The 13248-nt window shown below is 38.6% G+C and carries 10 protein-coding genes and 2 pseudogenes; 5 read left to right on the forward strand and 7 right to left on the reverse strand.

Features of this window, described 5'->3' with window-relative positions; all coding sequences use genetic code 11:
• Positions 1-246 precede the first annotated feature (246 nt).
• Both H5119_RS10030 and H5119_RS10035 read right to left on the reverse strand, forming a co-directional pair.
• A complete protein-coding gene (locus tag H5119_RS10030) occupies positions 247-741 on the reverse strand; it encodes a DUF6702 family protein (protein ID WP_182702130.1) in 495 nt (164 codons plus the stop codon).
• Entirely contained in the window at positions 741-3188 is a 2448-nt protein-coding gene (locus H5119_RS10035) for a M1 family metallopeptidase (RefSeq protein WP_182702131.1), read from the reverse strand. Before H5119_RS10035 ends, H5119_RS10030 begins: the two co-directional genes overlap by 1 nt.
• Before the next feature lie 286 nt (positions 3189-3474).
• On the opposite strand from H5119_RS10035, the gene H5119_RS10040 reads away from it, so the two are divergent.
• The 5 genes from H5119_RS10040 to H5119_RS10060 all read left to right on the forward strand — a co-directional run bounded on the left by H5119_RS10040 (position 3475) and on the right by H5119_RS10060 (position 9740).
• On the forward strand, positions 3475-3711 hold the full coding sequence (locus H5119_RS10040) for a hypothetical protein (RefSeq protein WP_182702132.1): 237 nt from the start codon (positions 3475-3477) through the stop codon (positions 3709-3711).
• A 134-nt stretch (positions 3712-3845) separates the two neighbouring features.
• Complete coding sequence (locus H5119_RS10045) at positions 3846-4082, forward strand: hypothetical protein (protein ID WP_077535400.1); 237 nt, start codon at positions 3846-3848, stop codon at positions 4080-4082.
• A gap of 78 nt (positions 4083-4160) precedes the next feature.
• Positions 4161-5408 carry an exonuclease SbcCD subunit D C-terminal domain-containing protein gene (locus H5119_RS10050; protein ID WP_182702133.1) on the forward strand — a complete coding sequence of 416 codons (1248 nt, stop codon included), beginning with the start codon at positions 4161-4163 and terminating at the stop codon, positions 5406-5408.
• Positions 5405-9055, forward strand: coding sequence for an AAA family ATPase (locus H5119_RS10055; RefSeq protein WP_182702134.1), 3651 nt, complete (start codon positions 5405-5407; stop codon positions 9053-9055). Before H5119_RS10050 ends, H5119_RS10055 begins: the two co-directional genes overlap by 4 nt.
• Positions 9056-9083: 28 nt before the next feature.
• On the forward strand, positions 9084-9740 hold the full coding sequence (locus tag H5119_RS10060) for a class I SAM-dependent methyltransferase (protein ID WP_182702135.1): 657 nt from the start codon (positions 9084-9086) through the stop codon (positions 9738-9740).
• Positions 9741-10104: 364 nt separating this feature from the next.
• On the opposite strand, the gene H5119_RS20475 is transcribed toward H5119_RS10060, so the two are convergent.
• From H5119_RS20475 to H5119_RS20480, 5 genes and pseudogenes are all read right to left on the reverse strand, one after another.
• Entirely contained in the window at positions 10105-10320 is a 216-nt protein-coding gene (locus H5119_RS20475) for a hypothetical protein (RefSeq protein WP_259399049.1), read from the reverse strand.
• Between the two features lie 140 nt (positions 10321-10460).
• Complete coding sequence (locus tag H5119_RS10065; RefSeq protein WP_259399048.1) at positions 10461-11417, reverse strand: KAP family NTPase; 957 nt, start codon at positions 11415-11417, stop codon at positions 10461-10463.
• Positions 11418-11464: 47 nt separating this feature from the next.
• Positions 11465-11853 (reverse strand): annotated as a pseudogene (locus tag H5119_RS10070) (ACT domain-containing protein).
• Positions 11854-12254: 401 nt separating this feature from the next.
• On the reverse strand, positions 12255-13097 hold the full coding sequence (locus H5119_RS10075) for a hypothetical protein (RefSeq protein ID WP_182702136.1): 843 nt from the start codon (positions 13095-13097) through the stop codon (positions 12255-12257).
• Between the two features lie 46 nt (positions 13098-13143).
• A pseudogene (locus H5119_RS20480) lies at positions 13144-13248 on the reverse strand (IS5/IS1182 family transposase); the annotation flags it as partial.

Here is a 13248-nt window from a genome sequence, read left to right on the forward strand (position 1 = left end):
ACGTACTTTAAACATAAATGATCTACTGCTTATACTCAATATTTTGGATAAATGATGCTAAGTAACCTGAACTCTGGATAATAAATCTGCTAATAGATTGCGCAAAATAAAGTAAATATACAATATAACTTCACAAATTTTACGTAACTTTACACAGTAAAGATCAATTATGAGGGTATCTAAAATAATAGAGGGAAATACGCGCACATAAACTGCTGTGCGCGTCGGTTGGGGAAGTTTTAACTATTAATTTTGCTCAAAGCGGGCTTCGAGCCAAGTATCATCTTGTGCAAAGTTTAAGGTTTTAATTTTCCCTTTGCCCTCAACGTTTACCATATTTACCTGAGATGGCCATAAATCACGAAGTGCGCCATTACTCATTTTAATTCCTTCAATTTCTGCAGGAATTGGTGCTTCTTGGTAAACCCAAAAAAACTTACCATCAACTTGTGCCCCTACAAAGCTAAGCGCTAAAGGCTCACCACTTAATGTTTGTAGAGCAACATGCGATTCAACATACTTAGCAAAACGCTGTTGGTCGGCTTTATTACTAATAATATCGATTTTGCCTTCAAATAATGTTCCTACGGCATGTTCGGTATCGTGTAAATAAAAGCGATGCATTAACTCAACATTATGCGTTCGTTTATTAAAAAGCACGGTTGTAACTGACGACTTTAGTTGATGCGCCATACTTGGCGCAGCAACTAAAAAGCAAACAATAATAAGCAAAAAGCGCATTATTGCTGCTCCTCACCGTCATCCTTTTCGTCTTTTTTATCGTCAGTTTTAAGTTCAGTTTTGATATCTTGCATGATATCGCGACTCACCTTAGCTTTACTCTTTTCCTTTTTAAACACTTCAATACGTGAAGGAATAATACGACGAGGGTAGTTATTATTCTCTACATCTACGTCAGCTGTTTCCCAGCCTGGATCAACAGTAACTGATACAAGCGGTTTGTTTTTATCGGTAACAATTAGCTTTTGAACATTTTTATAATTACGACGCCAAATTTCAGCAGGAATATAACGCTCTTCGGTTGTACCATCTTCATATGTTAGCTCAAGTAGAATAGGCATTACCAAACCACCAAGGTTTGAAAATTCCATAACGTAATAGTTTTTATCTTCTTCTAATGCACGTTCAAGCGTTTTACGCTCCCACGGCTCTAAGCCTTTTAAAAACTTGTTGTACGAGTTACGTTCTTTATTGGTAACAGTAAAGCGGTCGTTTTCGTCATAAAAGTCGGTAACATCAGGGTTTTTCTCAACCCATGTTTTTTTACCTTCTGCGCGGTTACGCTCAACAAATAACGATGTAGGCTTATCAGCTTCAATATCGCGTAAGCGACTGTAATCAATATCAGGGTTTTTAGTATCTAAACGCAGCTGATACACTTTATCTAAAGAAATATCGACATGGTCTGTGGTGTAAAACCAGCCACGCCAAAACCAATCTAAATCAACACCTGAGGCTTCTTCCATTGTACGGAAAAAGTCAGCAGGAGTAGGGCGCTTGTACTTCCAACGCTGAGCATACTCTTTAAAAGCAAAGTCGAATAAGTCACGGCCTAAAATAACTTCACGTAAAATATTAAGTGCGGCTGCTGGTTTTGTATAAGCATTAGGACCTAAACGTAATACACTGTCTGACTGAGTCATAACAGGCACTTGGTTTTCAGACTTCATGTAGCTCACTATATCGCGAGGCTCTACGCCCCAAGGAATAGTAGGATCCCATTCACGACCAGCAACGCCATCTAAAAAGCTGTTTAAACCTTCATCCATCCACGTCCATTGGCGCTCATCTGAGTTTACAATCATTGGAAAGTAAATATGACCCACTTCATGAATTACTACGCCAATTAAAAAGCGTTTTTCTGATTGAGAGTAAGTTCGCGTGCCATCATCTTGTAACTTAGTACGCGGACCATTAAACGTGATCATTGGGTATTCCATACCACCAACAGGACCGTTTACCGACTGTGCTGTTGGATACGGATAATCAAAAGAGTACTTAGAGTACACTTCCATAGTGTGCACTACAGATTCAGTTGAGTATTTTTCCCATAAATCGCCACCTTCTTTAGGAAAAAACGACATAGCCATTACTAATGGTTGAACATCACCACCTTGTTGATAGCCTTTTGCATCCCACATAAATTTACGAGACGACGCCCAAGCAAAGTCACGTACGTTTTGCGCTTTAAAGTGCCACGTTTTAGTTTTGTCAGTGCCTTCTTTTTCGTTTTCTAACGCTTCTTCTGCGTTAACAATAAACACAGGGCGTTTTGATGTTTCAGCTTCTTTTAAACGTTTACGCTGAGTACTTGTTAGTACTTTGCTCGCGTTATCAAGCTTACCTGTTGCCGATACAATATGATCCGCAGGAACAGTGATCTCAACGTCGTAATCACCAAACTCAAGTGTAAACTCACCAGATCCTAAAAATGGTTTGTTTGTCCATGCTTCGTAATCAGTGTAGGCCGCTAAACGAGGAAACCACTGCGCAATTAAGAATATGTCGTTACCATCTTCTTCAAAGTGCTCATAACCAGAACGCGCACCTACAGCATCTTCTTCTACAATATTGAAGGCAAAGTTCATGCTAAATTCGACTTCTTTACCCGGTTTTAATGGCTCATTTAAATCAATGCGCATTAAAGTATCAACTACAGTTACACGTAGTTCTTTACCGTCTTCATCTTTAACACCATTAATTGTATAACCAAGCTCGTTGTCGCTCATAAATTGCTGACGGCGTAAGTCACCTAAACTTAACTTCGCTGGCTTTTGGGCTGGCAAGCTTTTTAACGTACTTTTAAACGTTTTAGTTGTCTCGGCAATAGAATCGCTTTTGAAAATATTTTGATCTAGCTGTAACCATAAATATTTGAGTGTATGCGGAGAGTTATTTTTATATTCAATGCTTTGGCTACCAGTAATACGGCGCTTTTTTTCATCTAGCTTTACATCAATATCGTAATTAACGCGCTGTTGCCAGTATTTTTCCCCAGGTTCGCCTGCGGCACTACGATAAACATTGGGTGTTGGAAGGGCTTCATCTAATTGACGAAATTTATCAACGTAAGAACCTTTTGTTTGTTCAATTGAAGACGCCATAACAGCACTCGACATTGCCAATGGCAACACAAAAGCGCTTAGCGTAAGAACTGTTTTTTTCATTGTTAGTCCTAATAGATTTTAGTAATGGTACTTTGACAAAATAACAGCTTAGCTTCAATAGATTAGCGATAAAGTGCTGCTTTTATACGTTGATATTCACTATTTTTTCACATCATTTTTTTATCGTTATCAATATACCTAAAATACACAGAAAAAATTGTAAAGGGGGTTTACAAAACACATTCAGTGGAACCAAAAAAAGAGAAATACCTCAACTTAAAAGTTCAGGCCTAATTCATCCCTATTCGTTACAGTGAGTGTGTCTTTTTAGATAGCGGAGATTGCTATGAAGTTTTATATTATAAAAAAAGAGCAGCAACTCGAAGCAATTCCTGCACAAAGGTTAATCCTTGAAAGTTACCAAGCTAACAACTACAAATTTGTAAATGTAATATCTGCATGCAATAAACAAGATGCGCTAAAAAGGTTCCCATCCATGCAAAAAAGTAATAAGAAACGTATTATTATTGGCGCAAATATTGCTGCAATCTCAATAATATTGGCTATTTACACGATAAATTAAAAATAGTTAATATTTTTATTGATCTTTAATGCTGTTTGTATTTAAAATCGCCCACCCTTTTATTTGAGGCAAATAAATTCGTCACATTTACCCTCAAATAAATATAGATTAGTAGCAATAAATGCGGTGGACTCATGGATTTTTATATCCTAAAAAAACAACAAGAACTAATTGCAATTCCAGCAAATGAGAACAATTGCAAAGAGTATCTTGATTCTGGTTATTTCTACATTGATAAAGTAGCGGCTTGTAACGAAACTAATGCGTTAAAAGCATTGCAAACAAAACAAACCAGAACATTGAAAATTCCATTACTGGTAGCATTTTTAACATTACCGGTTATTTTTGCCGCTTGGTACAGTTTAACCTAAGTTAAAGGCTACCCTAGGCTTGCATCTTTAAATGCCTTGGGTATATTGGCGCTCTTATTGGTTTTTTAAGAGCGCAGCATGAAAGTCCTCCACACCTCAGATTGGCACCTTGGCCAACAATTTTATGAACACGACCGCCGTGTTGAACATCAAGCTTTTTTTACATGGTTATTAGCCACTCTTGTTGAACAACAAATAGACTTACTTTTAGTTGCTGGCGACATTTATCATACAGCAACACCCAGTGCTAACGCCGAGAACCAATTATACCAATTTATTAAAGACGCAAAAAAACAGTGCCCAGCATTACACGTAATTATTATTGCCGGCAACCATGACTCTGCAAATCGTATTTTGGCCGCGCAACCATTGCTTGCTCAGTTTGATACTCACGTAGTAGGGCACTTTGATGTCGCAACACCTAATAAAGCAGTTATTACCATAAATACCAATGGTAAACGTGCTGTAATCGTCGCTATGCCTTTTTTGCGCGCAAGCGATGTAAGTTCAATCAGCCAAACTCAAAACGGTTCTAGCTATGCACAAGGCGTTGCAAAAGCTTACGAACTTGCCCTAGAGCATGCCGCTCATATAAATGAGCAACACTCACCATTAATAGTTATGGGGCACTTACATGCAAAAGGCGGGGATATTTCCAGTGATTCTGAGCGTAACTTAGTAATAGGTGGTGAAGAGTCTATTTCAGCCAATGTATTTGGTAAACAGGCCAACTACGTCGCCCTTGGCCATTTACACAAAGCGCAACAAGTCGCTAAAAGTGATGTTATTCGTTACAGCGGCACACCAATACCGATGTCGTTTTCAGAGCGTAATTACACGCACCAAGTAAATATTATTGAGTTTATAACTGATGAAAAACAACATATTAGTACGACTGTAAACCCCCTTTACATTCCGCGCTCTGCCGATGTAATTATTTTGCCAAAAGGGGAGTGTGTACCATTAAGCGAACTATGCGAGCAAATTAAAGTGCTCGACACGACACAAAATACAATAGCACCTTATTTACGGGTAAAACTTAAATCAAGCGATACCGACACCACCTTCAGAGAACAAATAGAACAAGCTCTTGAAGGCAAGCATATTAAATTTTGTGGTATTGAACGCGTACGTGAGCAATCCGCTAATAATCAAGATGACACCGTATTTGAAGATTTAAGCGAAGTTGAAATGCTCAATCCCCTTAATTTATTAGAACAAGCATTTGCAAACGATAAAGACATGGCAGGGCAAAGTGTTCCCGATGAACTAAAAGCACTTTTAAGTGACGTGATCAACGAGCTTATGGAGCAAGAACAACTATGAAAATAACCGCAGTTCGTATTCATAATTTAGCTTCAATAGTTGATGCTCAAATAGACTTTACTCAAGCCCCATTAAAAGATGCAGGCTTATTTGCGATAACAGGCGATACAGGTGCTGGTAAAAGTACCTTCTTAGATGCCATTTGTTTAGCGCTTTATACTAAAACAGCACGTTTACGTGGCGATAAAGGTAATTTAATTGAGTTTAACGGCGACAGCATAAAGCTCAATGACGCGCGTAATTTACTACGCAAAGGTACCTGGGAAGGCTACGCCGAGGTTGACTTTTTAGGACAAGATAAACAGCTGTATCGCGCGCGCTATACAATTTCACGCACTCATAAGAAAGTAACAGGCAAACTTAAAGTAGCAGAGCACACCTTAGTAACTTTGCCAGACGAAACCCTTATAGCTGACAAAAGTCACACAATAAAAGAAGTAGAGAGCAAAATAGGGCTTAACTTTGAGCAGTTCTCCCGTGCCGTACTTTTAGCACAACATGAGTTTGCTGCATTTTTAAAAGCCACTGGCGATGAGCGAGCGCAACTTTTAGAGTGCTTAACAGGCACTGATAAATTTAGCCGTATTGGCGTGCGTATTTTTGAGCGCCATAAGGAGCAAGTAGCAAAGCTTGAAGCGCTTAAAGCAGGCCTTGAAAGCTATACTTTGCTAACACCAGAAGAACTTGAGTTACGACAAAGCAAGTTAACCGATTTAAAAGTGCAAACAGAACACACTAAAAAAGAGCTATCCAAAACCGAAAAAGCACTTAACTGGTATCAGCAAGCTACAGTGCTTGAGCAAAACTTACTGCAAGCACAGCAAACCCAGCAACAAGCAAGCTCAGCGCTTGAAAGTATTACCTCACAAAGCGAGCAGGCAAAACAAGCTAAGCAGGCGCTTGAAATAAAAGATAACCGCAGCCGTTTTACTTTGTTAACCGATCAAAATACGGCGTTGGATCTTCAAATTTCATCGCTTAAAAATGTTGATCATTTAGCGGTCATTAACGAGCGTAATACCGCGCTTACTAAGCATACCGAGCTGCTTAATAACGCCAATGAGCAAAAACAAAATGCAGCGCCCGTTATCGCTAAAGCGCGAGAGCTCGACAGTAACATTGCCTTGCAAGATCAAGCTGTAAAAGGTACTGAGTCGCAAATAACCAAAGAGCAATCTCAGTTTGATGAGCTCGAACAACAGCTTAAACAAAGCAATAACGAGCTTGAACTCGCTAATACCGACTCAACTAAAAGCCAGCAATGGCTTAATGAGCATGCACAGCTGCATGTTTTAGCAAAAGACTGGAGCTACTATCAGCAAAGCTTTAATACCTACTTAAATGCACAGCAGCAATTAACCGCAAACGCTACGCAAAGCCAAACTCTTAATAGCGAGCTTGCAAATCAGAACGAGCGTTTAAATACGCAAAATAATAAAGTACAGCAGTGCGAGGGGGCACTTAGTGGTGAGCAATCAACTTTACAGGCATTAAATACTCAGCTTAATGAATTTAATGCAGAGTACTGCGACGCGCAGCTAAAGAGTATTGATTACTTAAAAGAGCAACGCGAGCGTTATGGGCAATTTAATACAGAACTAAAACAAAGCACGCAACGCCAACAAGTACTTAATCAGCAGTTAAATGAAAGCCAGCAAGCTCATGCTTTACTTAATCAAAATTTAATAACCAGTGAGCAAGCGCTTAAAGGTAGCGAATACGCACTTAATCAAGCGCGCTTAAGAGCCAGCGAAAACGTAGAGCATTTACGTACTGAACTTCGCCCTAATGAACCTTGCTTAGTATGTGGCGCCACTGAGCACCCGTACGCGGTAAACCAAAATCAGCAATTAAATAACTTAATTACTGATTTTGAAAATGCTTTTACTACTGCTAAAAAGCAATTTGAGCATGCACAAAGTGAGCTGCATAAGCATCAAACTCAACATGCTGTATTAACTGCTGAACATGGACAACTTGAGCAAGTAATAGAAACAGCAAAAGCTAAACAGCTTGATATTAAAAATACCATGCAAGGCGCACGTACCGAGCTTAACGACTTAACGGCCGACCAGCTTGAAGTCACTTATAAGCAGTTAACGGAGCAAAAAGCGCAATACTTTGAGCAACAAAAACGCCAGCGTACACTGCAAACCAAAGTAAATGAGCTACAAGCAGCACTCAAAGCAGAGCAGCAAGTACAGCAGCAATTGAGTAATAAACAGCTTGAGCTTACACATCAGCAAAACCAAATAACGAGTAAGCATAGCGAACTAAGTGCGCAAATTAGTGAGCTGGATACAACGCTTAATAGTCAATTTGAAAACAGTGATTTTTGGCAACAACTACAAGCCAATACGCTTGAGCTTACCCAGTTGCATGAGCTGGTTACGCAGTACCAGCAAACTCAAACGCAACTTGAGCAGAGCCAAAAACGCCAACACACAGCTAGTGAGCAAATAAAGCAGCTTACCCCGCTTGTAAGTAAAAGCGAGCAATCGTTAAAAGCACTTAACGAGGAGCTTATAAAAGCTAAAAATATACTAAGCACTGTGCAAAGTGAGCGCTTAGCATTATTTAATAACGAGCGAATAAGCGCAGACGACTACCAAGCAAAACTTGTCAGTGAGCAAGAGCAAAAGCAATCGCTGGTTCAAGCCAGTCAAAAAGCACATGATGATGCTATTAAGCAGCGAGACGAGCACGCTATAACGCTTAAAAATGCAGAGCAACGCTTACTTGAAAACAGCCAAGAGCTAGCAACGCTTGAAACACGTTATAACGAGTGGTTTAGCGACTTTAAAGCGCAATTTAGCAATGCAACGCATGAGCAGATCAAAATTTTACTAACGCTAAGTAGCGAGACTATTAAAGCGCATTTAAATCAACACGAGCAGTTAACTCAAGCGCTAACAGATGAAAATGCCGCATTAAAACAGCAGCAACTTACACTTGAAAAACACAACAGTAGCGATAAACCAACACAAAGTGCAGAGGCTTTAAGTACGCAATTAAGCAGCTTAAATGAGCAACAAACGCAGCTGCAAAATTCATTACTAGCAACTAATACCGCTATTGAGCAACACAACCAAAATGCGAAAGCGCTTGAAGGCAAACAAGCGGAGTTAACTACGCTTAAAACACAGGTAGAGCAGTGGCACTTGCTTAATAAAGTATTGGGCGATGCAACGGGTAAAACCATGCGTAACTTAGCACAAACACAAACGTTAAAAATATTACTGCACTATGCCAACAGCCACTTAAAAACACTAAACAAGCGCTACGAATTAACCGCCATAGCGCAAACGCTCGACATTGCTATTATCGACCGCGACATGGCCGACGAGCAACGCTCTGTTAATACACTCTCAGGCGGTGAATCGTTTTTAGTATCGCTAGCGCTTGCGCTTGGTTTAGCATCGCTTTCATCAAACAAAGTACAAATCAATTCTTTGTTTATTGACGAAGGGTTTGGTACGTTAGACAGCGAAACCCTAAGCATTGCAATGGACGCTTTGGATTCTTTGCAAGCACAAGGCAGAAAAGTAGGCGTTATATCGCACGTAACACAAATGAGCGAGCGTGTAGCCACTCAAGTGCATGTAGCCAAAAAGCCAGGTGGATATTCCACAGTTGAAGTTTTATAAGCAACATTACTGAAAACAAGGAGATACAATGCCAACGTTTACAGGCGAGCAAGCAACACAATACGATAGCCGCATAACCCGTTTAGTTCCTGGTTATGAATTATTACATCAGCTCACTAATGCGCAACTACAAGCAACGCTAAGCGATAATGCACATATTTTGGTAGTAGGGGCAGGCACAGGCAAAGAAGTACTTGCACTGGCTGCACTAAACCCTACATGGCAATTTACTGCGCAAGATACATCAGCCGATATGCTTGCTATCGCACAGCAGCAATTTGATGAACAAGGCATAACAAGCCGCGTTAATATTCATAACGGACCTGTTAATAAATTATCGGTTAAAGCCGATGCCGTTTTATGTTTATTGGTAATGCATTTTGTACAAGATAACGGCGATAAAAAAGAGTTACTAAAAGCGATTAAAGGAAGCCTTAAAAAAGACGCCAACCTTTATATTGCAGATCTAATGCGCCCCGAAACTTCATTTGAGCGCGAAGCCCAGCTTACAACGTGCGCGCAATTGGGTTTAACCGAAACAGGTAAAACACAAACAGGGCACGACTTAGAAAATGAGTTTTACCCGCTTGATAGAATGCGCTTTAGCGAACTGCTAAATGAGTGCAAATTTGGCATTCCGAAGCTGTATTTTAAAGCCCTAGGTTTTAGTGGGTATGTAGTTTAAGTTTTACAAGCTGAACAAGCACCCGCTATTTGGCACCAATAAAAACACCGAGTGAACAAACTCGGTGTTTTTATATAACCCTCTCTACACCACGCTTTTATTTTATACGTAGGTCGGTTAAGCGAAGCGCCACCCGACGGGCTAATGTTAATATTACTCAGATTGTTGTTATATCAGTCCGCACCTAATCGGTTTAACCTGACGACTTTTTTTATTCTATATGACCAGATAATAGAATTATTTTTTGATAGTCTTCCCACATCCAGTAATTAAAATTATCATCATTAAAATAACTTATCATTCTTGCAATTGTAGATTCTAAGCTCTGATGATTTGTTGACTTCACTTTTGAAAAGTTACTTGATTAAACAATAAGCATAGTGTGCGGGTGTCCAAACTCTGTAATTCTTCCGCCTTTAGAATGGCATCGAAGAGCTTGAGTAATCGTTATACAGTTAAACATACTCTGAATCAAATCTTTAATAGGGCGCTCAATTGTAACTGAAAAATAAGCTTTTTCTGCATTCGTTCTTTCAACTTGTTCTACTTTGTCTAAATGCTGCTCTATTAACCCAAGCATAAGTACAACTGTGTTTATTAAAGTTTCCGATGATTTTCGTTGATTTACCGCATAATCTAAGCTTACAAAAAATCTATTTAATATTTGTTCAATACCCCTTAGCTCAATTTTGTTACTTTCAAATAAGCTCGCAAACACACTTAGATTGATAGTTTGATCACAATAAATGGATAAAGAAGTACTTTCTTATTCTTATATTTATCAAAATCTAAATTTTTCGAAGTTAAGTAATTCATCATAGACAATTGAGGTAAAGTGATTTTTCGGTCAAAAAAACGACGTAAATAAAGTTGTGCGTCAAAGTCAATCCCATATATTGACTTCACTGAATGTTCTAGGACTTCTGTATTGGTAGCAACTAAAAAGGTAAACCCATCAGTTTCGAAAAAGTGCTTAATAACCTCCAAAATTTCAATAGCATAATTTGGACGGCACCTATCTAGTTCATCGATCAAAATAACTATTGGTATATTCAACGCATAAATGATTTCAATTAGTTCAGATAAATAGGTTAAATATTCTTTTATATCTTTAACTGCCTGGATAGATTCTATATGGTTTTTTTGAATCGTTTCAGTGTACATCTGTGATTGTGTTGAGGCATTAAAATTAGGAGTCACTTCAATTGCTTTGGATGCAGCTTTGGTCGCTGCAATTGTAATAGGATCGCCAGAGAACAAAACCGCAGACTCTGCATATTTTAAACAAACTCCTAAACGGCTCTTTAAATGATTAAACTTTTCTTTAGCGTTTTTCTTGTCTTTAACTTTTCCGTTGGGAGCCTTTTCTTTAAAAACATACTCAATTTGCTGTAATAACTCGCTGCAAATAACAGCAAGGGGGTTATTTGAAAAGTCACTTTCCCAAACATCAATGTATACAACAGGATGGTTACGTTGAGCAAGCTCTACATACAAGCGTCTAATAAATTCTGTTTTACCAGAGCCATAAATACCATTCAGATTGAGCACCCGGCTTTCTGAAGTTAAAAACTGGGCTATGAACTGACCATATTCTTTTCTATTCGTTTTACATGTATCCCAATTATACGTGTCTTTCCATTGATTAAACTTGCTAGCGTGATTTGAAACATCCATATATTTTTCCGTATATTTTTAAATAGTATCTATAGTTTACAAAAACCCTAACCAATCTCTCCAAGCGCTTTCATCGCGGCTTGTGCTTTGTCTGTTTGTACAAAAATATGGTCGTGATAAAACGCAGCGACCACATTAGCACTTATATTATGCTCAGTGAGCTTTGCAGATACTGCAGCAGTTAGCCCAACGGCCTCTAAGCTTGAATGTACATTAAGGGTAATTAAATTATATTTACCTTCGTAAGTAATACCTGCTTTGTCGGCAGTTTCAGCTTTTAAAATAAGAGTTAGCCCTTCTTCTACATAAGTGGCAAGTGGCTCTAAATGAACATAATCGGCCAACTTCCCAGCTAAACAACAAAAATATACTCGCTTTGTTTAAGCGCTGGCAGCATTGCTTTTAATAACTCGTTTAACTCTAAAATTTCGACCATGGTCTTTCCTTTAATATGTTATACCAATTTTATTAAAAACATGACCATTCTAGCGTATTAAATAACTCATTAACTACGTTAAAAATTATTTATATAGAACAACTATGTATCATAATTTTAGCCTTGTTATTGCGCTGTTTTCTTATCGCTATAATAGCTCACTAATTTAATGCAATTGGTATTATTTAACCTGAACTCTGGTTAAGATATTTACGAATATATTGAATTATTTGATATTTAAATTTATTTTCTCTAGCCAGAGATTTTCAGTGAAAGCAAGGCGAATTTACGCGTCAATAGTTGGCCTATTGCAAGCAAATCCAACGCAGTTAGCGCTAAAAATAGCTGCTTGAGATAGGTTTACAATCCAAAGTTCAGGTTATTTACCTATATTCGTACACTTAAGAATCAGGTACATCTACTGTCGTATCAGAAAACTGTAGTTTTTCGATAGACGTAAGTGCATTAAGACCATCTTGATTATCTCGCATGTCTTGCACAATCACGCGATCATTTTCATAACTAACTTGATAAACAGATGATGAACCTGAAAATATCACTGTGTTCTGTGCTGAGTTGCCAGTGATATTATTATCAAACTTGTTAACAACCACATTACTGCTGTTATTACCTGTCAAAGTGACATCTTTTAAATATTGAGAATGATGGGTATAAGGTAGGTTTGCGTTAAAACTCAAACTAAAATCTCCAATAAAGCTTTCATCAATACGCGCATTGTAGGTTAGATATGGATGAAAAAATTTATTATCCATAATATCCAACCCTTGTGGATCTTTAGAAGCCAAGTCATCACGAGTCTTAGCTATGTACACTCCCCACATACCAAATGAACTCTCTTTATTGGCCCCCCAAAGACCGTAATAACTATCAACGACTGAAGCTAAATATTCTTGTGACAAACTATTTTCTGCCGTTAATTCAGATATCCAACTAGCCTGCTCTGCAGACCATGCCCAAAGTTTATCCGATAAAGCGTTTATTTGTGCTGCTCTTATATTCGCTTGGTATACTGGCAATACACCGTTAAAAGTAGTATTTTGATCTACGCCAATTCCATAATCATGGACAAGATGTAATATCTCCTCATACGAGGCATCACGATGCTCGTAGTTTTGATTAATGTACCAGCTTCCTCCTTCTACCTGCATCTCACTATAGTACAACGGTTGGCCCGCGAGTTCAGCAGCTGTATTTGTGCCATCATCCTCCCCATTGAGCAGCAATAAAACACCATTGTTTTCAGCTATTTTATTAGGGGCTGTTGATCTTTCACATTGGTAGCCAAATCATTGCACATGCCAGCGCTAACATACTCTCAAACTGTAATTTCAATTTATCGTACCTTGTCGCTATAGCACGGAAGTGCTTTAGCCT

The organism is Pseudoalteromonas sp. SG45-5 (genome assembly GCF_014164085.1).
GTDB lineage: Bacteria > Pseudomonadota > Gammaproteobacteria > Enterobacterales > Alteromonadaceae > Pseudoalteromonas > Pseudoalteromonas aliena.